We start from the raw sequence: 20700 nt of genomic DNA, 5'->3' as shown, positions 1-20700 counted from the left end.
AGAGCGAGGCGCTACGCTCGGCCCCCGGGCGGTCACTCTCCGCCCGTGTTAACGCACGACCCTGTGCACGGGGGAACGATGAGTCAGGATCTTGAAGGCGTCGAACTGGCGAGGGCCGTCCAGTCGTTGCGCGACGAACTGCTGGAAGCAGCGGCGCGGGGCGCTGATCAAGCGGTCCGCTTCGCGGTGGACTCCATCGAGTTGGAGTTCACGGTCGAGCTACGCAAGGACGTCACGGGCAGGGCTGGCGTCAAGGCGTGGGTGGTCACCGCCGGAGCCGATCTGTCGCGTGGCCGGGTCGACACGCACCGGGTGAAGCTCATGCTGAGCCCCAAGGACGCGGCGACGGGACGCGCCCTGGAGATCGGCAACACCGACCGTGGCGGCACAGCCGGCTTCACACGGACCCCCCAGCCACCCGGTGACGGGTCGTGAATCCGCACCGCTCGCGTGTCGCGGCCGTCTTCGGCACGCAGCAGGGCAGCGGCTACCTCCTTGGGCCACGGCTGGTACTTACAGCCGCGCACGTCGTAGGGGAGAAGGACACTGCCGAAGCAGTGGTGTTCGGCGGCGTCGGCGAGGTGCCCTGCGATGTCGTGTGGAGACGCAAGGACGACGCGTGCGACGCGGCACTGCTAGTGGCCCGTGCCCCTGTCGTGCCGGATGACGTGTCGGACAGATTCGCCCCGCTGCGCTGGGGCGAGTTGATTCGCCTCGACACCCAGGAGAACTGCCAGGCCATCGGCTTCCCCCTGGTCCAGCGTGACGAGCGGGGCAACCTCGACAGCGAGCAACTCTCAGGCCGGGTCAAGCCGGGGTCCTCGATCCTGGGCGGGCGGTACGTGCTGGAGAGCAGCGGCACCCCACCACAGCCGACGGCGGACCGGTCGCCCTGGTCGGGCCTGTCGGGGGCCGGTCTGTTCTGCCAGGGTGCCCTGATCGGCGTGGTCATCACAGCACCGGCCGGCTGGCACAACGGGCGTGTGGAGGCGATACCGGTGCGGGTGATCGCCGACGATCCGGGATTCCGGGAGGCTCTCGGCAGGCACTGCGGCGCGGACGTCGCTGTGGAAGCCCTGGACGAACTCTCCGACCGGGAGCGCGAAGACCACGAGTTCGAGGTGCGGTACCGGGGTTATGTCGCGCACCGGTACGGAAAGGTCGAGACGCTGGGCCACGGCTCAGCACTCGGCAGGATCGTATGGCCCCTCGACACTGCCTTCCTGGCCCTCGAACTCGCCGAGACGGCACCCCGTCGCAGCCCCGACCGCTCCGCCGCTGAGGTGGCGACCGGCAAACGCGTGCAGGCCGCGCTGCAAGGACGAAGCCGGATCCTCCTCCAAGGCACAGCCGGTTCCGGAAAGACCACGCTCATGCACTGGCTCGCGGTGCGGGCCGCCCAGGGGGATTTGCCCTCCGAGCTGGGCCAGTTGCAGAGCAGGGTGCCGTTCGTGGTCCCGCTGCGCGCCCTCACCGGTTCGCAAGGGCTTCCCCAAGTGAAGCAGCTGCTCGGCGAATTACAATATCCAGCGGCGGACAACCAGCCCGTTGGCTGGCTGACGCGTGTGCTGGACCGGGGTCGGGGCCTGCTCCTGGTCGACGGTATCGACGAGGTCCAGCACGACCAGCGCCCACGGGTGCGTTCCTGGCTGGAAGGGCTCCTCTCCCTCTACCCCGACACTGCTGTTGTGGCGACGTCGCGTCCGTCCGCTGTGCCGGACGACTGGCTCGCCGGGTATGGCTTCACCACCTTCAGCGTGCTGCCGATGAGCCCGGCGGACGTAGGCACCTTCGTCGACCGCTGGTTCGCCGCCTTGCGGGAGAGCGAGGACTGGAGCTGGTTCAGGCACCAAGCGGAGGACTACCGCAGAGCCCTGCGGGCCGCGCTTGACACCAGGGCGTCTCTGACGGAGATGGCAGCGAACCCCCGCCTCTGTACGCTGATCTGCGCGGTCTGGTTGGAAGAGCGGGGGTGCCTGCCCGACGACCCCATGTCGCTGCACCGAGTCGCCCTCAACCTCCTACTTGGTCGGCGCGACATACAACGTGCAATCGCCTCCACCGAGGGAATCACCCTGGGCCAGGAACCACAGGAGCATCTCCTCGGGGCCCTTGCGCTGTGGATGACTTTCAATGGGGCGGCCGACATCAGCAGGAGCCGTGCGTCCCGTATCCTCGCAGCGGACCTGGCCCAGTTCGACGTACGCCAGGCGAAGGCGGAGTCGGCGCTGCGCCATCTCCTGATCCGCAGCGGAGTCCTGCGCGAGATGGCCAGCACCATCACGTTTCAGCACAGCACCTTCCAGGACTTCTTCGCCGCCCACGCGCTTGTGGACAGGGGCCACTTCGGCTTCCTGATCAATCACGCGCACGACCCACAGTACGAAGACGTCGTGCGCATGGCCGTCGGCCACTGCCGCGAGCGCGAAGCCAGTCAGCTGCTGCTGGCCCTCGTCAACCGTGGTGACCGCGAGCCGGAACACCGCACGCGGATTCACTTGCTGGCAACGGCGTCCCTTGGGTACGCAACGCGGGTCGACCCGGAGGTCAGCAAGGAAGTGCTCCGCCGGGCCGAGGCGCTCGTCCCGCCCCGTGACGACGCGGCGGCCGATGTACTGGCGGGTGCAGGGGCGGCGGTACTCGAGCTGCTACCTGGTCTGGACGGGCTCACGGTGGAGGAAGCGCGAGCCGTGGTCCTGACGGCCTGCAAGATCGGCGGGCCCGCCGCGGCGGCTGTCCTGGAACTCTTCCAAGGACATGCCGATCCCGCGGTGCGTGCGCGGGTGCGCTGGGGACGCAACCGTATCGGAGGGGCGCCGGGCGGTGCCCCGAACGGCAGCGCCTAGAAACCCTGTCGTCAAAGGGCTGACGGAGGCCGAGGTGGCGACCGCCTTCCGCGAGGTCACCATCGGGCGCACCACCCACGCCCTTCGGTTCACGCGACAGAGGGAGGAGCAGGGCTCGACCTGAGTCAGCTCCACCGGCGACCAGCCCGAGGGCAAGACCGCGTAGAGAGCGCGGCAACGCACACGGCCCCCGCCGAAGCAGGGGCCGTGTGGCCTCTTGGAGAGAAGACCGCTGGCCACGATAGCAGCGACCGTCGCGTACGCCGGCGTGGCCGGGCGGCTACGCTGCCCTCTGCGTTCAGGACCGACAGCGGAGGACGGGGAATGAGTCGGCGCAAGCCGTATCTGGTCGGGCATCAGGAGTTCGCCGCCCTGTACCGCGTCGATCCGAAGATGGTCGGTCAGTGGCTGGCACCCAGTCGCGGCGTGCTGGATCCGTCGACTTCCATCGTCGTCAGCGGCGTGCGGTACTGGCCATTGGGCTTCGCGGTCCGATTCGGCAGCACGACGAAGCGGTTCCGCCCGGTTGACCTCGAGGTCAAGGCACGCATCATCACTGAGCAGGCCGAGGGCTGGGAGGCCGACCTGGGGGATGAGCTGCCGCCGATCGTGGGCCAGCAGGAGATCATCGAGATGTTCCACCTGCCCGCGCAGGGGAACCTTGCTATGACGATCACGACCGGGCGGTTCCCGGAGCACGACTGGTTGCTGTCCGGGTCAATGCTTTGGCTGCTGGACACCGTGCTGGACGCTGTTCCGCAGCTGCGTGACAGCGCGCGCAGCCTGCCGTGGGAGGTGGACGAGACGGTCGTCGCCGCCTTGCGGCACGGCACCTATGACGGGCCCGGAAGCCGTGTCCTCACCCGTGGTCGTCACGCCCGGAAGGTGCTCTGACCTGCTCAAACACTGTACTTAGCCTCGTATCGCGAATAAGATATAAGCAATCCCTTTACGGGGGCCGCAATTCACCAAGGAGGCCCAGTAGTGCAGTTCATTACCACCCCCGGGCGGCGGCGAGGTCGCCGTCATGGACAGCCGTGAAGTGCTCGTCATTGAAGGTGCCCTCTCGCTCTACGTCGTGAAGCACCCCGACTCCAACGTCGCCATTGAAGCCCTGCGGGACGTCTCGCGGTTGAACCAGGCTCGCGAGGCGCGTATGGAGGACGCGGCTGAGAGCACCTCTGTCTGACCTGCGCTAGATGTGAAGTTGCCCCTGCCCTCGGTGGGGTTGATCGCCGGCGCACTCCCCTGCAAGATAGGTGACATTCTTGAAACTGGTCATCAGGGGGTGGGTATGGCAGCCGTCCAGGACGAAATACCGGGCCTGGTCATCCACACCGTGCGGCAGCCCGAAGGGCAGGCGCCGTCGATCCAGGCGCAGTTCGAGACGTTCCACCAGCTCAACCCCTGGGTGCTCCGCGCCCTGGAAACCCTGACCGCCGACTACCTCAAGCGCGGCGCGAGCCGCATCGGAATCGGGATGCTGTTCGAGGTCCTGCGCTGGCGCTACGTCACGGCGACCGAGGGCGACGAATTCCGCCTCAACAACAACTTCCGCAGCCGGTACGTCCGGCTCCTCATCGAGCGCCACCCCGAATGGGCGGGCGCTTTCGAGGTCCGCAGCCTGCGGACCGACTGACTTCTTGGAGAGAAGAGTGAGCGACGAACAACCCGCCGAGCCCACCGCCGTGGAGGGCGCGGTGGTCGAAACGGACAAGGCGGCACACCCGGCCGTGCGGCCGAGCGCCATCGTCCTGCGCGCCGACCAGGAAGAGTTCGACCACAAGCAGCTCTCGACGCTGAACCTGATCAGCCCCGGCCTGGCCAGCGCCCCGCGTGGCCACCTGGCCATGTTCTTCCACTACTGCGTCCGCACCGGGCTCGACCCGTTCGCGCGGCAGATCTACATGATCGGCCGCACCAACTGGAAGGCGGCCGACAACCCCGACGAGCCCGAGAAGACCTGGACCATCCAGACCGGCATCGACGGCTTCCGCACCGTCGCCCACCGGGCGGCGGCGAGGGCGGGGGAGTCCATCTCCTACGAGGACACCGTCTACTACGACTCCGAGGGCAACGCCCACGACGTCTGGCTGTCCAAGGCGTACCCGGCCGCGGTCAAGGTCACCGTCATGCGCGGCACCGCGCGCTTCCCGTTCATCGCCCGCTGGGACGAGTTCGCCCCGACCTACTACGACCGCAAGCAGGGCGCGTACGTCGTGGCCAAGATGTGGCAGCAGATGCCTGCCCACATGCTGCGCAAGTGTGCCGAGGCCGGGTCGCTGCGCATGGCCGCTCCGCAGGACCTGTCCGGCGTGTATGTGGACGAGGAGATGGAGCGGGCCGACGCCGAAGCCGTCGTGCGTGAGGCGGAAGAGGCCACGCGGCGCCTGCGCGAGGCCGCTGGTCTCGAAGCGGGCGGCGGCTCCGGCGGGGATGGAAAGGAGGAGCCGGCCGACGAGTCGGAGGTCGAGGCCCAGGACGCGAGCGCGGCGAAGCCCTCGCCGAAGAAGCGGGCGCGTCTCGCGAAGAAGACGGCTGCGACTGCACCGCAGAACGCCGACGCGGACGTCGATTCCGGCGAGGCCCCGGCGCCGGCGAAGCGTGCGCCGCGAAAGCGGGCCGCCGCTTCCCGCTGCGCCGCCTCCTGACTTTGCGACACGGGTACCGCCCGCGGCCAGCGGGCGGTACCCCGATCCTCGTGGAGAAGTTCGTGACCACCCTGTTCATCACACCTGAGCGGCCCGTCAGCCTGTGGCCCGCCGCTCACGCGGCCGACGTACGCCGTCCCCGCTCCCGGCAGACGAAGCTCGGCGCCAGCGACACCGTGTGCGCACGCCGCGCCGGATATCTCCTGCACGGCCGTCCCCCGACCGACACCGGCGAGAAGCGCAAGGCCATCCTCGGCACCTGGCTGCACGCCGGGATACTCGAAGCGGCTCGCGAGGAGTACGGCTGGCTCGTCGAGCGCCAGGTCGAGGACCACACCGTCCGCGGCCACATCGATGCCGTCCAACTCGACAGCACGACCGCGGCCCGGCTGCCGAAGCGGCTGCGCCCCGCGCTCCCGTCCGAGGAGACGACGGTCGAGGACGTGAAGACCAAGAGCACCTATCAGTGGGACAACGTCCTGCGGTACGGCGCCAGCGAAGCCGAACTGCGACAGGTCTACCTGTACGCGGACCTGCTGCGCACTGAAGGGTTCGCCGGCGTCCGGGGTCAGCGGCAGATTGCCCGCCTCGGGCCCGTGCCGGTCACCCGCATCCGCTTCCGGTTCATCAACCGCGACAACGGCGACGACCATGTGCAGGAGATCGCCTACGACGCCGAGCGCGCCCGCCGGGCTCGTTGGTGGGTCCAGCAGGTTCGGGCCGCCGCCTCCCCGGAGGAGCTGCCGCGCACCTTCCAGGGGCCGGGCATCTCCGCGATCTGCGACCACTGCCCGTTCCGTACGGCGTGCTGGGGGCCGCTGGTTGCCGGTCGCTCCCCGCAGAGCCAGCTCATCCACGACGACGAAGAACGCGCCAAGGCGCTGGCCGAGTACGCCGAGGTCTCCGAGCAGATCAAGCCGCTCAGGGAGAAGCAAAAGTTCCTGCGAGCCAAGCTCGACGGCTCCGAGCCGGGCGTCTACGGCGACAACGTCCTGAAGTGGAGCGGCGGCAACCCGACCCGGGTCGACGACGTCGAGGCGATGGTCGCGCTGTACCGCCGCGCTGGTCTGCAGGTGCCGATGGTGCCGGACGCGGCGGCGATGAAGGCGACGCTCAAGGAGGTGGGCATTCCCGTGCCCACGCGCCTCGATCACGACCGGCGGACAGCGGTGAGCATCAACGTCACCGCGTACAAGGAGCCCTGATCGCGCTACCCGGCGGGGGCGGGGCCGACGTGCGCTCCGCTCCCGCTCCAGCGCGGCGGGAAACGGACGGAACACGGAGAGGTGCCGGTGAGCATCCAGCTGATGGTGGTGGCCGCCTACCTGCCGAAGGAGGTGATCAACACCACGCAGAAGTTGGTCCTCATGAAGATCGCGGATTCGGCCGACGATCAGACGCGGCTGGCCCGGCCGGGACTGGAGCGGATGATGGCCTGGGCCGGCGTGGGGGAGAAGCAAGTCATCACGGTCGTCACACAGCTCGTCGGCCTGGGCCTGGTCGAACGTATCTCGGTCGGCCGCGTCGGCCGCCGCGCCGAGTACCGGGTGTTCCCGCACGGCGTGCCGCCCATCCCGTCGACGGAGGAGCTGGTCGAGCGGCGCCGTGCAGCGCAGAGCGCGCCGACCAATCCCCGGCTGGCACGCAAGACCTCCCGCCGCAAACCATCCTCGGCCGCCTGCACCCAGCAGGACGTCGTCGCCCGCGAGGAAGCCCGTGCGGTGCATAGAGGTGCGGAGGCGACAGGGTTGCTCCAGGGGAACCCTGGTGAGCCCGAAGACAGGGTTGCCCCAGGGGAACCCAGTGGGTTGCCGCAGGGAAACCGAGCGGGTTCCCCTGGGGAAACCCCTTCTCTTCCCCCTCCTTCCTCCTCACCCCCCTACCCCCACGGCTGACGCCGCGGGCGAGGCCGAGGCGCGCCGCGGGGAGCAGCAGCAGAGGGGCTGCCCGAAGCACGCCGAGCCGGTGGGGAACTGCCGCGGGTGCGGCACGAACCCCCGTGCCGGGCGGGAGCAGGTGCGCCGCGAGGTGGCCGACCGTGCCCACCGCCAGCAGCAGGACTGGCTAAGGGAGTTCTTCGCCGAGCAGGAGCGCCGAGTGGCGCAGACGGACCCCCAGGAGCTGGAGATGGCCCGCCAGCGCACCCGGGAACTCGCCCGCATGGGACGGGAACAAGCGGCCAACTCCCGGCGCAGACAGGGTGGTTAGCAAGATCAGCAACATTGACGCCTCCGTGTCTGCGATTTAAATATAAGTATGAGTTCGGAACTGGCCGACCTCACCAACCTCTTGGAGACTGTCAGTGACCGACACCGACACCCTCACTCCCGCCCCCGACGCCTACGTCGTGGTCGCCGAAGTGATCCACGGCCCCCGCCTCACCCCGCGCCTCGGCGGCGCCCTGTACTGCTCGGCCGAGTGCGCCGAACACGGCGTCCGTGAACTCGTCAGCGACCTGCGCGCCGAGCAGGGCGGCAGTGGCTTCGTTCTGCCCTACCAGGGGCGCGCGGTCGGCTGCGTCGTCACACCCGGTGGGCGGATGTGGGCGGTGCAGATCCTCGCCCGCAGTGAACTGCCCGCCATCTGACATCCGCTTTCACCTCAGATAGGTGACATTTTTCAAGGTAGGCGGGCGCGTCTGATGCGTGCCCGCCGTGCACACACTCTTGGAGACCAGACCATGACCACCCCCATCGCGGCCCTGCCCGACCACAACCGCCTCAACGACCCGCAGTGGCAGCGGCTGTTCCACGCCTACCGGCACCTCATCACCCCCCTGCGCTACTCGGGATGGATCACCGACCTGGAGACCTGCGGCGGGCAGTACCACGTCCGCGCCGACCTCGGCGACGGAACCGAGCTGATCATCGCCTCTACCGACGCCCTTCCCAAGGACCCGGCCGACGTTAACGGCTGGCACGCGCTGCGCCAGCACCGCGAGGACCCGGCCCGCCACACCGTGCTGTACGACTCCACGCCCAACGGCCCGCAGCGCCACCACGGCAACAGCCTCATCCCGCTGTTCGCCCGCATCGACTCGCTGGACGTCCTCCGCCGCGCACCCCGGCTGATCGTCTCCGCCACGCACACCTCGCCGTACGGCGCCAACCACAACCAGACCGCCGGGATCGAAGGCCCGGCCACCGCCATCACCCGGTTCACGGAGTGGTCGAAGCGGCTCACCGACCACGAGGGCTACCGCCGCGTCTGGCAGCGGTCCGAGCGCGACGGCTACCCGCTGGCGCTGTTCGAGAGCGCGGGACACATCACCACCGTCCGCGTCACCGTCAGCGATGGCTGACCGGCCACGCCGCGCCCCGCGTCCCATCGGGAGCGCGGAGCGGTGATCTGGCTGCTGATCGTGTGCGCCCTCAGCCTGGTGGCGTTCACCGCCCTCGGCATCGAGGACAGCCGCCACAACCGCGCGTTACGCGCCCCTGACCAGTCCTGAACCACGGCCGCCCGGCCCGCCGGGCCGTGCGGCCCCAGATGTTGGAGACAAACCCGTGCCCCGATCCATCCACCTGCTCTGCGGAGCGGGCGGAGACGCAACCGGCCTGCTCGAAGCCGGATTCGACCCCATCTTGGGCATCAACCACTGGCAGACCGCTGTCGACACCTTCGAGTTCAACCATCCGACCGCAGCCGCGCGCTGTGCCGACATCCGGAACTACCCCATGCGCTGGCTCCCGAAGGCCCTCGTCCTGTGGGCTAGCGTCATCTGCACCGAGATCAGCCCCGCCGGCGGGAAGAAGCGCCCCTATCCCATACAGGACGCCCTCTTCGAAGAAGAGGAGCAGTGGCGCGAGCTGCCGCCGGAAGCCTTCGAGATGACCCGGGTGACCGCCTGGTGCGTGCTGCGCGCCGCCGAGGCAAAACGGTTCCCCTGCGTTGTCGTGGAGAACGTGGTCGAGTTCGCCACGGACTGGTTCTTGTTCCCGGAGTGGATCCGCGCCATGAAGAAGCTCGGCTACCGGGTCCAGATCGTCTCCGTGTCCTCCGCGCACATCGGCTCCGAGACCAACCCGTACGCCCCGCAATGGCGCGACCGCGTCTACCTGGTGTTCACCCTCGCGGGCGTGCGCCGCCCCGACTTCGCGCCGCGTCCGCTGGCGTACTGCGTCGAGTGCGGCCGGGACGTCAAGGCACGCCAGAGCTGGCGCGACCCGCGGGTGAAGGTGGGCAAGTACGGCGTCCAGTACGACTACCGGTGCCCCAACACCCGCTGCGGCCACGCGCTGGTGGAGCCGTACGTCCGACCCGCCGCCGACGTGATCATGTGGGACAACATCGGCCAGCGGATCGGGGACCGGGCCAAGCCGCTAGTGCCGAACACGATGCGCAGGATCGCCGCCGGGCTGGCGAAGTTCCCCTACCAGCCGTCCGTCGTCACCCTCACGCACGGCAAGGACGGCACCGACCGCGCGTTCGCCCCGCACACCCGGCCGCTGCCCACCCGCACGGCCAAGCTCGGCGAAGCCCTCCTGGTGCCGGTCGGAGACTCGTGGAACGACACCGCCTCCTCGGCGGACGAGCCGATGCGCACCCGCACCACCCGCGAGAGCGAAGCCCTGGTGACGGTGGACCCGTTCATCGTGGAGTTCCGCAACAACTGCGACGCCGCGCCGATCGACGCCCCGCTCAGCACCATCGCCACGGCCCGCCACCACGGCTTGGTCGTGCCCGGCGGGGACGTGCGCTCCCAGGCCCGCAACACGCTGGTCATCCCGTACCGCAAGGCGGCGGCGAAGACCGCGTCCGAACCCCTGCACACCCTGTCCACCCGCGACTCGGCGGCCATCGTACGCAGCGCGCCCGCACTCGAGGACTGCTACTTCCGCATGCTCCAGCCACGCGAGCAGCTGTCGGCCCAGCGGTTCCCGGAGAGCTACGAGGTCGTCGGCTCCAAAGCCGCCCAGACCCAGCAGGCCGGCAACGCCGTGTCGGTCAACGTCGCCCGCTGGATCGGCGAACGCCTCAAGCCAGTCCTCGCCTGACCACCACCCCCGAAGAAGAAGGGACATCTCTGCCATGACACCGGCAGCCCATGACCAGTTGGCCGTCCTCGCCGAGCAGCGCGAGGACCTGGAGGCCGAGCGGCTGCGAATCGACAAGGCGTACTGCGTCGCCGTGCTCGACCACATCACCGCCAAGATCCGCGCCGCCTGCCCGGAGGCCGTCTACGTGACCTTCGCCTACTACGGCTCCCGCACCCTCGACCTGCACGGTGTACTGGGCGCGCAGCCGAGCCCGCTGGGGACGTGCCCCGAACTGTGGGACAACCGCGAAGGGGAAGGCGAGCACCCGCTCGACCTGATCGTGGACGAGATCGAGTCCGACCTACAGACCGCGCTCGCCCCCTACACCTCCCCGGTGTGGGCGTCGGTCCACCGCAACACGGCCTCCGACGGCAACTCCTGGTTGCTGGAGCTGCCCCCGCCTGACAGGGCCGCCCGCGTGGCCGAGCTTGTGCGCGAACACCACCCCGAGGCCACCGCGGTCATCATCGATGGCCGCAGGGCAGGCCGGATCATCGAGGTCCTCGAAGGCGTCGCCGACGACGGCACACAGGTGCGCGTCCCGCGACCGAATGGGTCGCCCGCCTACGACACCGCCCTGACCCGGCTGCTCGGCCAAATGCTCGCCCTCCCGGCTCTGTCCGACCGGCACCTGATGCCCCTGCCCGGCGACTACCTCCACCCGTACGGCTTCAGCACCAGCGACCAGATGCGCCTGATGCCGCTACCGCCGACCGCCTAGCTCACGGAGGAGGAGCAGATGAGCGGCAACGGGTGGGTCCGGACGGCCCCCTGCGCCGGGGATTCCCGCTTCACGTCCGAGGAGACGGCGGCCGAAGACCCGACGACGCCGCTGGTCGCTTCCCTCCTCTCCGTCTGCCAAGGCTGCCCGTTCCGCGCGCAGTGCGTCGAGCTGGTCTTGCCGAGCGTGAGCCTGTTCGACGGCGTGTGCGGCGGGCGGCTGTGGCGCAACGGGCAGGTCCTCGCCACCTGCGAGGGCGCGCGACCCGGCGAGCTGCGCGAGCGCGGGCGACGCCCGATCACCCACGGCACCGAAGCCGGGGCCCGCGCCCACAACCGGCGCGGGGAGCGCGCCTGCTCCCTGTGCCTGGAGGCCGGACGGCTCGCCCAGCAGGCCCGCCGGGCCCGCAAGCGCGCCACCGGCACCTGATTTTCCAGTGAGATAGGTGACATTCATGCATCAACGATCAGCCTCCTCGGACTCCAGGTGTGACTGCCACGCGGAGCCCGGCTACGCCTTGAGGCCTCTGCCTGCCGCGTGGCTCACCCGCCCTGCACTCCTGCGGCCCATCCCGCGAAGCGAAAGGAAGAACTCGTGAACAAGGCCCAGCTCATCAAGGTGGTGGCGGAGGCGATCGGCAGCCGCGCCCAAGCGACGCTGGCCGTGGAAACCACGTTCGACGCCATGGTCCGCGCCGTCGCCGCAGGCGAAACCGTCTCCATCACCGGCTTCGGCAGCCTCACCCCCGTGGTGCGCGTGGGCCGCACCGGCCGCAACCCGCAGACGGGGGAGCCGGTGCAAATCGCCGCGCCGCCGGGTGGTGAAGTTCCGCCCCGGCGTCCGCTTCCAGGACCTCGTCGCAGGTCGCCGGGCCATGCCTGCCTCCGGCAACTGCATCCAGAAGGACCCCAAGACCCCCAAGGCCACCCGCCCGTAGCCGCTGCACACCAGGGGCCGCCCGGTCTTACGGCGGGCGGCCCCGCCGAAGGAGATCGACAAATGAATGACCGTTCCGTGGGGGTCGAGATCGAAGCCACCGCGAAATGGCTGGAGCAGCGCGGTATATACGGCGCGGCGAGTCTGCTGCGACGCGTCGCCCGCCAGAGGGACAACGCCGTGCGACAGCTCGGCCCCCGCCCCCACTCGCCCGCATCCATACCGGGCGGCGCCGAACGCGCCGTCGCGCAGGACCTGGACGCCGCCGCCGAAGCGGCAGTGCTGCGAATCGACTTGGCGCGCTTCCAGGCCCTGGCCGAGCGTGCTGGCTGGGTAAGAGACACCGACGGCAAGCGCCTGTGGCGCTGGCGCGACGGCTGGTGGGAGCTGAGCTACCGCCGCAGGAACCCCAAGGACGGCTACCACGACACCGGCTGGTACCTGTGGGGACCGCTCGGCAGATACGACGGCGAGTGGGCCCACCGCAACAAGGGCCCGGCCAAGACTGAGGCCGATCGGCTGATCACCAAGCACCGCACGACCACTGGCGAGGGCAGCCGGTGAGCGGTCGGATTCAACGCCCCGAGTTGGCCCGCGAGTACGCCGACTGGGAGGCGGAGACGGGCTCCCCGTTCCGGAAGGACCTGCCGATGGCCGACGTCATCCGGCAAGCAGGGGGTGCCGCGTGACCGCCGAACTGCAGAGCGCCCCGGTGACCCTGCCCAGCGTGCAGGAGAAGGGGGAGTGGCAGCCGCGCGTCATCGGTCTGGATCTGTCGCTCACCTCGACCGGCATCGCGGGAACGGACTGGGCGCGCGCCTGCCGGCCCGGGCGCCGCCGCAGCCACGAGCGCCTGGACTGGCTACTGTCGGCCGTCGCGCTGAGCGTGAAGGACGGCGCGGACCTGGTGGTGGTCGAGGGCGCGGCCTACGCCCAGGGTGGCCAGGCCGGGCACCACGAACTGGCCGGGCTGTGGTGGCTGGTCACTCAGTACCTGTGGCGCCACCGCATCCCGTACGCCGTCGTCACCCCACATGGACGCACGATCTACGCGACCGGGCGGGCGAACCCCGCTCAGGACTACCCGCGGAAGGACCGGACCCGGATCGCGAAGGGCATGGTGCGCGCGGTGGCCGTAGAGCGGTACGGCGTCGAGTGCGAAGGGTCGGGCCGCTACGACCAGGCGGACGCCACGATCCTCGCCGCGATGGGCCTGGACTGGCTCGGCTACCCCACCGTGCCCGTGCCCGACACCCACCGCCGGGCGCTGGAAGCGGTGAAGTGGCCCGAGCTGCTGCCTCCCGCCGCGAATTAGGGATTTCGAATTCTCTGAATTAGTTGGAATGTAAAGCGGCAAAACTTGCTTTGGAGGTATTTGCCATTAAGATATAAGTAACGAATTCGGGAAATGCCGAATGGAGGGGAAGCGGAAATGCACGGCTGCCCGTGTGAACGCAACCGAGGCGGATTCTGCGGCGGCTGCGGCCACGCCGGATGCGGCGGACGCAGCTAAGCCCACCACACCCGAGCACCTTGCGCCCCCGGCCCACCGCCGGGGGCGCATCCATACGCGCAAGCGTCCTCTTGGAGAGCCCCATGACCAACTACTCACCCGGAGTCCTCAAACTCGCAGACGAAATAGGACTCGACCCCGAACACGTCGCACACGCCGTGCGCCTCGCCTCACACACTTTCGCCCGCGTACAGATGACCACCGGCATGACCGTCGAGCAGTTCCGCCGCCTGTTCACCCAGGACCGGCACTCCATCGCCATCGTCGCGAACATCGCCATGCGCCACGCCGGCCGCCGCGACGACGCCCAACTGCTGATGGACATCTACAAGGCCAGCGTCGGCGCCACCCCGTACCAGCAGCCCATTCACACCGGCATCGGCACCCTGCCCGAGTGCCACGACCACCCCTACGTCCGGCAGGCCGTGTGCATCCTCATCGCCGCCGGGCTCCCGCCTATTCACACTGACGGCGTCCACGAGCTGCGCCCCGGCTTCCAAATGTTGCCCGACGACACCGGCCACTTCCCCGGCTGGGTATTCATCGCGCCGGACCCCGAGGCCAAGGCCCGTACTGGCTTCGCCGGCGGAGACCTCGGCTACCTCGCGGTCATGCGCTGGGCCGGATGGGGCGTCCTCACCGAAAGCCTGCCGGGCGGCCTGTACGGCGCCTGCCACCCCGACCACCGGGACAACCCCTTCCCCGCCACCCCGACCTCCTGACCCTGTCCGAGCCGCGGTCGCCTGTGCGGTCGGGCCCGGCCCTCGAGAAAGGCGCCAACCCCATGAAGCTCCCCGTCGACGACGCCACCCTGGCGTCCTGGTCTGCTCTTCTGGGCCTCACCGAGAAGCAGACCGCAGCGACCCTCGCCGACATCGAGCAGACCCTCCGAGTCGGCTACGACAACCGGCCTGACGAACTGCGCGACGCCACCTTCGAACAGCTCGTCGGCGACATGGACGCCGACGAGGCAGCCCTGATGTTCCTCATCAGCGGCCTGCGTCAGGCCGGACACCCCGAAGCCGCGTACGCGGTCGAGGTCCGCGGCATCTTCGCCACGCTGCGCTCCCTCCAGCAGAGCGCCTGAACCACACCCATCACCAGCCCACGCCGCCCCGCTGCGCACCGCGCACCGGGGCGGCCCCATGCGCGCTCGCAGAAAGGATTCCGCCCCCATGTCCGACGACTTCTTGCCCCGCGCCGCAGCCCCGGCCACCGCCGCGCGGCCCGCGCCGTCGTGGGCGAAGAAGCCCCCGCCCAAGTCCAAGGCCCGCCCCACCGGCAAGATCTCCGCCCGTCGCTACGCCGCCCCGCGCGATCCGCACGAGCACGCCCGCAAGATCGCGGAGAACGTCCTCGACGCCTGGTACCAGTCCTTCGGCGGCAGCAGCATCGACGTACCCCTCGGCACGGTCGCCGGGCTCTGCCTGCTGCGCAACGTCCCCGGCCTGGCGGACTGGCTGCTCAACCTCCAGCCCGAACAACTCCCGCAGCTGCTCAAGGAGATCTACCTCGGCCACTGGATCAAGCGCCCCGACCTGATCAACCGCGCGATACGCCTACACGACTGGGCCTGGAACCCTGACCCGGACAAGCAGCAGCTCCGCGCCGTCCACGCCGTCACCCGCGCGGCCATCAACACCGGCCTGCTCGACCTCACTGGCCACGACGATCCCGGGCAACGCTCCGAAGCCGACGTCCTGAGCCCCCTGCTCACTGGCCTGCGCCACAAGAGCGACAAGAAGTGGCGCGGCGAGTACCACACGCCGGCGTGCATCACGGACCTGATGGCGAACATGACCGTGGACAAGGACTTCGCCCAACCCGGCATGTCCTTTCGCGAACCCGCCGTCGGCTCCGGCACCATGTTCCGCTCCGTCGCCCAGCGCCTGCGCGACCTCGGCCTCAACCCGCACGACTTCCACTGGTACGGCAACGACATCGACTCGCTGTCCGCCGGGTGCGCCGCCGTCAACGCGATCATCTGGGACCTCGGCCCGCACTGCCTCATCGGCTGCGCCGACTCCCTCGCACCGGACGACGACTACGCCCAGACACGCGCAGAAGCGAAAGAAGCCTTCGAGCAGCGCGACCGGTACGTCGAGACCGCCACCACGATCGTCGCCCACCGCCGCGCCCTCGCCCTCCTCGACCAGCTCATGCCCAGCAAAGAGAACGCCGCGTGACCGAACCCGATCCCTTCGACCGACCCGGCACCACCCCAGCACCACGCCGCCGGCGCCCGGCCTTCGCCGGGCCCCGCGACGAGATCGACGTGCCGCCCCTGGACCAGGTCGCCCCGACCCTCGACCCGCCCTGGCGCAAGAAGGACACCGACACCCCCGACCGAACCGCCGCCTACCACCACCCCGATGGTCACCGCATCGGCCTGCGCGTCCAGCCCCGCGGCCTCGCCGTCCAGACCTGGATCACCGCAGGCCCCCACCTGCCGCCGATCCCCGACGGCACTGACATCGAGCAGGCAGAAGCACAAGCCGCCAACGATGCCCGGCTCCAGCCTGGTCGCACCTGGAACGCCGTCCTCGCCACACGCAACAGCAAGGACCTGGCCGCCGACCTCGACGCACTCGTCCACGACGACCTGCTTCCAACACTCACCCGCAAGCCCAAGCGCGTCAGCACAAGCACCGACACGCAGCAGACCGACACCCCAACCGAAGGACCCGCGACATGACCCAGCCCCTCCGCATCGCCAGCCCCAGCGACTTCCTCGAACTGATGCCATTCCTCCTCGGCTACACCCCGGAGAACACCCTCGTCCTGCACGGCATCACCAACATCGGCCTCGCCGGACCCGTCATGGCCCTGCCGTTCCCTGCCGACCCCACCCAATGGCGTCCTCTCGCCGAAGCCGCTGCTCCTGAATTCATCCACTCCACCCGAGGCCGCGGAATCGACATCCTCGACGTCGTCGTCTGCCTCTACCGCACCCCACAGCCCGGACAGACCCCTGAAACCACCGCACACCTTCTCGGCCACATGGCTGACTGGATGGTCGACGCCTTCTGCGACTTCGGCGACGCTCCGGTCAAGCTTGTCCTCGGCATCGTGGGAAACCAGTGGTGGGACTACACCTGCCACTGGCCCGGCTGCTGCGAAGGTGCCCCCCTGCCCGCCGGCGACCACCCAGAGAGCGTCACCGCCCAACTCCGGGCTCTCGGCCGCATACCCGGCCGCCTCAGCAGCGAGATCGCCAACGAGTACCGGCCCACCCACACTAACGCCGCCCGCTACCGGCGAGCCCTCCATGAGGCCAGCACCGACTTCCTCACCAATAGCCGCACCCCCCGCGGCCGACTCATCGCCCGGCAGGGCACCCTCAACATCATCGACGGGGCCTTGAAGGACGTGCGAAACAGCACTCCCATCGCCGACGAGTCCGCCGCCCGCATCATCCTCGGCCTCCAGGACCGGCGCGCCCGCGACCGCGCCCTCTCCTGGGGACCGAAAGCGGACCTGCCGTACGAGCGGCAGCTCTGGGCAGACCTCGCCCGCCGCTGCGTGCCCCCCTACACCGAACTCGCCCCCGCCCTACTCACCCTCCTCGCCTGGGTCATGTGGCGACAGGACGACACCGCCACCGCACGCCTCGCCCTCCGCGAGGCCATGACTATCGACAGCGACTACCTGCTGGCCCAGTACCTCCACCAAGGACTCAATCAGGACGTGCCGGTAGACCGCCTCCTCGAGGTCTTCCGCACCGCGGCCGCCCAGGACCATGCCGACGACGAAGCCGCGCTCCGCACCCTCTGACCACCACCGCAGCCTTGGCCCCGTGCGCCGGGGCCACCTGACCAGAAGCGAACCGTGACCCACACGAACGAACTGCGCGGCGCCATCGCCGGACACACGACCTACCCGCCCCACTACTGGAACAAGGACAGCAACTACCGCGACATCTGGCGCATCGCCTGGGGCCACTCCGGCTGCGCCCGCCGACCTCAGCCCGAGTCGACACCTGAATACCGACCCACCATCCTGGCACCAGCAAGCAGCTACGACCTCCTCATCGGGCCGCTGAAGAGGCGGTCTTCAACGGAGTTCATCGAGGCGCTGTCTCTCGAGTGCGACGCGAGCGAGGCGGCGTGAGCGAGCACCAGTCCGTCACATGGCTACGTCCTGAGTACAAAGGACGCGAGGATGAACTGATCAACCTTGCTGCCGGAGCCGAGCTTGTAGGCGTTACTCGCTCCACGGTCAGCAACTGGGCCAAACGCCACGGAAACTTCCCGAAGGTCGCGTTGCTGACCGGCATCGGCGACAGACCGCATGAAGTACGTCCCACGCGACGAGTCCTCGCCTTCGCCCGTGACCAGATGAACAAGAGGCGTACTACGCCACGCAGGTCGGTGACTCGTCGACCTGCGGCGCTTCGGAGAGCAGAGGAAATCGCTCACTCCGAACGCCAAATCGCCAGGCTCGCCGAACTGGAGAAACGCCAGGCAACAGCCCTCGCCCGGACCCGGGAGGCATTGAAGAAGCACAGTGAACGCCTTGAGCAGGCCCGGCAGGCCTTCGCTGCTGAGGTCGCTGCGGTCCACCGCCTCGAGCAGGCCGAGGGCGCCTCGGCCGTAGACTCCGCAAACCCACCAGGGGGACACATGACCACGTAGCCCTGTGAAGATCTGCCGGCCGTGGAGGGACCATGCGGCGCCACCCCAGAAGGGGTGGCGCCCTGCCCGTCGCTTTGGGTAGAGACGATGCTTGCGCTACTACACCGTCCCCGTCAGACGGAGTTCCACATGGATGTGTGTGCTTCTGGTCCGTAAGGACTCCACCCCTTGAGGTAGGGCTTGAGGTCTTCAGGCTCGAACGCAAGCCCAGACGGCATGGTCGGCAGTTGCGTCAGCGGGTCCAGAGCCTCCGCATATTCGCGTGCCCACTGCAACCAGGAACGCGCCGACTCGACGTCTGAACTTTCTTCCGTCGCTGAATCCAGCCGGCACTCCAGAGCGTCGCAATACCGGCGGAGCGCCTGCGCTTCCTGCCAATGCTTTGCTTGCTCACGGAGAATCGTCCCGAAGCGAGCCTGAGCAGCCTTGTCTTTGGCGGCAGCTATGGCCGCTTCCCATCGGACACGGCGCTCTTCCTTCGCTCGCTTCTCATCCAACTCCCTCTGCCGCTCCTCGACGGCGCGGGTCTCTAGTTCCCGAAGCACGATCCCCAGGACGTCCTCGAGTTTCGACCGCTTGCGGTCGCCCCAGTGGTGCTGCCTATGGGATCGGCTGTAACCGATGTCCAGGGCGAGTTGCTGAGAGCGATCTGGGTCAGCAGACTGGGGAAACTCCTGCTTGATCGTGACGCTGCAGGTGAAGTCATCGACGACGATGTCCAGCACCCCTTCGCGGGAGCTCGCGGGGAAGTACCGGCCGTTGTAGTAGTGCGCTGAACGATTGTCACGCTCGGGGGCGGGATGCTCTCGGACCTTGTACCCCCGGCGCTCAGCTTCTGCGGCCAGTCCCTGGAGCATCAGCAGAGCCCGGCGGCGCAGGGAGGGCGGCATGAGAAGCCGGCGCTCACTATCTCGCAACCCCGCCACGACGCGGTGCGGCGAGCGCAACTGCGCAGGTACTGGAACTCGCGGGTTGTCCACCGAGGACCTGCGCCCCGAGTTGGCGTGCGGGCCATCCACCAGCGATATTTGCAGGTCCCGACCCGCATTCCACAGTCGCTGCTTCTCGATGCGCTTGCCCGGCGGAGCAAGTCCGTGTCGCTTGGCAAAGTCGACGACACGCCGCCACTCGATGATCTCAGCTTCGTCCGGCTCCGAGATGACAACATGGTGCTCTGCGACCAATCGCTCGACGAGCCTGGTTGCCTGCGCCCGGCGCGCCACGGGGATGGGCCTTTCACTATGGGGCGTTGGCGGCTTCTTCTGCGTCGTCTTGCCCTTGCGTCGGAGCTGTGCAGTTGCCGTCTCGGAAACGCCGCCCGTGCCCGTCGCCACAGTCACCGAGGTCTTTGACGCTTCACCCGGAAGACTGCCAAGTGTCGGATGCTCTGGATGATGACCGCGCTCCAGGTAGAACTGACCAGCCTCGGTGACTTGCGTTTGCCAGCCGCCACCCTGACGACTGACCGTCACCAGACCTCGATCACGCAGTGCATAGGTTGACCGCCGCATGCCCGGGTCCTGGGCGCTGGGATCTTTTCCGTCGGCGATGTTTCTGAGGAGTGTGAGCTGCCGGTCGTTCAACGCTGTCCAGCGGTGCATGCAACAAGTTCACCGGCAAATGAGGTGGCTCACAATAGCGGCCGTCGCGGTGCTCTCGACCAGAGCTGCCCGGGCGTAGCGAGCTAGCAGGTCGCTACGCCCGCGTCATTTGGAGCTGTGGCTTTGCTACGGTGTGAGTAGGCGGCTGACCTGCGAAAACGCCGCGCGGCTCCACCCTCGGGCGAAGAGGGCGGAGCCCTTCTCATCGGTAAGGCACTCCGCTGTGGCCGAGTTCAACCGGGCCGCTTCTCGCGGCGGCGACCAGCGCCTTCGCGAATGAGGCGGCGCCGCAGCCCTCTCATCACACGTTCAGGGACCCGGGGCAGAGGTCTTCCAGGGACCCGAAAGGTGCCCAGGGGCCCGCAAGGGACCGGAAGGACCCGGAAAGATCGGGAAGGGTGCTGGCACAGGCGCATGGCAGCACGGCTGTGACCTGCGATAATAGGAAGCGAAGGGCAGGATCAGGAAGATCGAGGAAGATCCCCAAAGGACTCATAATCCGTCGGCCGTGGGTTCGAGTCCCACCCGCCCCACCGAGGCGCTTCGGCGCAGGAACGTTTTCACCTGCGAGACAGTGTCAGCCCCCTCTTGCCGGAGGGGGCTTTCTCGTCCGAACGCGTCAGCGCGCCGGGCTCTGGTCGGGGCGCGGAATGCCATCCTGCAGCCGGCCAACGCTGTCCGAATCCCCGCGCCGGGGACTGTCCGGCACGGCCCCGCCGTCCCTACGGTGAGGGAGTACCGCCTCCTCGCGGTCCCCGC

Annotated in this window: 25 protein-coding genes; 24 read left to right on the top strand and 1 reads right to left on the bottom strand. The window is 68.8% G+C overall.

Translation table 11 applies throughout. From position 1 onward, the window contains the following. The first annotated feature begins 78 nt into the window (after positions 1–78). The 24 genes from ACZ7N4_RS02925 to ACZ7N4_RS02810 all read left to right on the top strand — a co-directional run bounded on the left by ACZ7N4_RS02925 (position 79) and on the right by ACZ7N4_RS02810 (position 18340). A complete protein-coding gene (locus ACZ7N4_RS02925) occupies positions 79–435 on the top strand; it encodes a trypco2 family protein (RefSeq protein ID WP_471353057.1) in 357 nt (118 codons plus the stop codon). Continuing rightward, the gene (locus ACZ7N4_RS02920; RefSeq protein WP_467394116.1) at positions 432–2846 is read left to right on the top strand and encodes an NACHT domain-containing protein; all 2415 of its coding nucleotides are present in this window, start codon (positions 432–434) and stop codon (positions 2844–2846) included. The genes ACZ7N4_RS02925 and ACZ7N4_RS02920 overlap by 4 nt, the downstream gene beginning before the upstream one ends. Before the next feature lie 324 nt (positions 2847–3170). Then, positions 3171–3740 carry a hypothetical protein gene (locus ACZ7N4_RS02915; protein WP_471353055.1) on the top strand — a complete coding sequence of 190 codons (570 nt, stop codon included), beginning with the start codon at positions 3171–3173 and terminating at the stop codon, positions 3738–3740. Positions 3741–3873: 133 nt separating this feature from the next. Beyond that, complete coding sequence (locus ACZ7N4_RS02910; RefSeq protein WP_471353053.1) at positions 3874–4035, top strand: hypothetical protein; 162 nt, start codon at positions 3874–3876, stop codon at positions 4033–4035. A 105-nt stretch (positions 4036–4140) separates the two neighbouring features. Beyond that, positions 4141–4485 (top strand): hypothetical protein, encoded by a 345-nt coding sequence (locus ACZ7N4_RS02905; protein WP_471353050.1) that lies wholly within the window; start codon positions 4141–4143, stop codon positions 4483–4485. Positions 4486–4501: 16 nt separating this feature from the next. Continuing rightward, entirely contained in the window at positions 4502–5497 is a 996-nt protein-coding gene (locus tag ACZ7N4_RS02900) for a recombinase RecT (protein ID WP_471353049.1), read from the top strand. 50 nt (positions 5498–5547) lie between these two features. Beyond that, positions 5548–6702, top strand: coding sequence for a PD-(D/E)XK nuclease family protein (locus tag ACZ7N4_RS02895; RefSeq protein ID WP_471353047.1), 1155 nt, complete (start codon positions 5548–5550; stop codon positions 6700–6702). A gap of 87 nt (positions 6703–6789) precedes the next feature. Beyond that, the gene (locus tag ACZ7N4_RS02890) at positions 6790–7392 is read left to right on the top strand and encodes a helix-turn-helix domain-containing protein (protein WP_471353045.1); all 603 of its coding nucleotides are present in this window, start codon (positions 6790–6792) and stop codon (positions 7390–7392) included. Positions 7393–7525: 133 nt separating this feature from the next. Next, entirely contained in the window at positions 7526–7705 is a 180-nt protein-coding gene (locus tag ACZ7N4_RS02885; RefSeq protein WP_471353043.1) for a hypothetical protein, read from the top strand. A gap of 94 nt (positions 7706–7799) precedes the next feature. After that, positions 7800–8084, top strand: coding sequence for a hypothetical protein (locus ACZ7N4_RS02880; protein WP_470532442.1), 285 nt, complete (start codon positions 7800–7802; stop codon positions 8082–8084). A 93-nt stretch (positions 8085–8177) separates the two neighbouring features. Then, a complete protein-coding gene (locus ACZ7N4_RS02875; protein ID WP_467394098.1) occupies positions 8178–8798 on the top strand; it encodes a hypothetical protein in 621 nt (206 codons plus the stop codon). A 205-nt stretch (positions 8799–9003) separates the two neighbouring features. Further along, a complete protein-coding gene (locus ACZ7N4_RS02870; protein WP_471353040.1) occupies positions 9004–10494 on the top strand; it encodes a DNA cytosine methyltransferase in 1491 nt (496 codons plus the stop codon). Between the two features lie 34 nt (positions 10495–10528). After that, positions 10529–11257 (top strand): hypothetical protein, encoded by a 729-nt coding sequence (locus ACZ7N4_RS02865; protein WP_471353038.1) that lies wholly within the window; start codon positions 10529–10531, stop codon positions 11255–11257. 18 nt (positions 11258–11275) lie between these two features. After that, positions 11276–11686, top strand: coding sequence for a hypothetical protein (locus ACZ7N4_RS02860; protein WP_467394092.1), 411 nt, complete (start codon positions 11276–11278; stop codon positions 11684–11686). Between the two features lie 165 nt (positions 11687–11851). Then, entirely contained in the window at positions 11852–12757 is a 906-nt protein-coding gene (locus ACZ7N4_RS02855; RefSeq protein ID WP_471353036.1) for an HU family DNA-binding protein, read from the top strand. Beyond that, positions 12754–12882 carry a hypothetical protein gene (locus ACZ7N4_RS02850; RefSeq protein ID WP_467394087.1) on the top strand — a complete coding sequence of 43 codons (129 nt, stop codon included), beginning with the start codon at positions 12754–12756 and terminating at the stop codon, positions 12880–12882. Before ACZ7N4_RS02855 ends, ACZ7N4_RS02850 begins: the two co-directional genes overlap by 4 nt. After that, a complete protein-coding gene (locus ACZ7N4_RS02845; protein WP_471353033.1) occupies positions 12879–13508 on the top strand; it encodes a hypothetical protein in 630 nt (209 codons plus the stop codon). The genes ACZ7N4_RS02850 and ACZ7N4_RS02845 overlap by 4 nt, the downstream gene beginning before the upstream one ends. 281 nt (positions 13509–13789) lie before the next feature. Continuing rightward, positions 13790–14428, top strand: coding sequence for a hypothetical protein (locus ACZ7N4_RS02840; protein ID WP_471353031.1), 639 nt, complete (start codon positions 13790–13792; stop codon positions 14426–14428). Between the two features lie 62 nt (positions 14429–14490). Further along, positions 14491–14793 (top strand): hypothetical protein, encoded by a 303-nt coding sequence (locus ACZ7N4_RS02835; RefSeq protein WP_471353029.1) that lies wholly within the window; start codon positions 14491–14493, stop codon positions 14791–14793. A gap of 88 nt (positions 14794–14881) precedes the next feature. Further along, positions 14882–15892, top strand: coding sequence for an N-6 DNA methylase (locus ACZ7N4_RS02830; protein WP_471353026.1), 1011 nt, complete (start codon positions 14882–14884; stop codon positions 15890–15892). Next, positions 15889–16401, top strand: coding sequence for a hypothetical protein (locus tag ACZ7N4_RS02825; protein WP_471353024.1), 513 nt, complete (start codon positions 15889–15891; stop codon positions 16399–16401). The genes ACZ7N4_RS02830 and ACZ7N4_RS02825 overlap by 4 nt, the downstream gene beginning before the upstream one ends. Continuing rightward, positions 16398–17480: a DUF4192 domain-containing protein gene (locus ACZ7N4_RS02820; protein WP_467394075.1), complete on the top strand. Its 1083-nt coding sequence runs from the start codon at positions 16398–16400 to the stop codon at positions 17478–17480. The genes ACZ7N4_RS02825 and ACZ7N4_RS02820 overlap by 4 nt, the downstream gene beginning before the upstream one ends. 54 nt (positions 17481–17534) lie before the next feature. Then, a complete protein-coding gene (locus tag ACZ7N4_RS02815; protein ID WP_467394073.1) occupies positions 17535–17816 on the top strand; it encodes a hypothetical protein in 282 nt (93 codons plus the stop codon). Next, positions 17813–18340, top strand: a complete 528-nt coding sequence (locus ACZ7N4_RS02810; protein WP_471353022.1) for a hypothetical protein — start codon at positions 17813–17815, stop codon at positions 18338–18340. The genes ACZ7N4_RS02815 and ACZ7N4_RS02810 overlap by 4 nt, the downstream gene beginning before the upstream one ends. A 113-nt stretch (positions 18341–18453) precedes the next feature. Here ACZ7N4_RS02810 and ACZ7N4_RS02805 read toward each other — a convergent pair whose 3' ends face one another. Further along, positions 18454–19941, bottom strand: a complete 1488-nt coding sequence (locus ACZ7N4_RS02805) for a hypothetical protein (protein WP_471353020.1) — start codon at positions 19939–19941, stop codon at positions 18454–18456. Positions 19942–20700: the final 759 nt, after the last annotated feature.

Source organism: Streptomyces sp. NPDC107654 (assembly GCF_055639035.1).
This window is presented reverse-complemented; position numbering and strand designations above follow the sequence as displayed.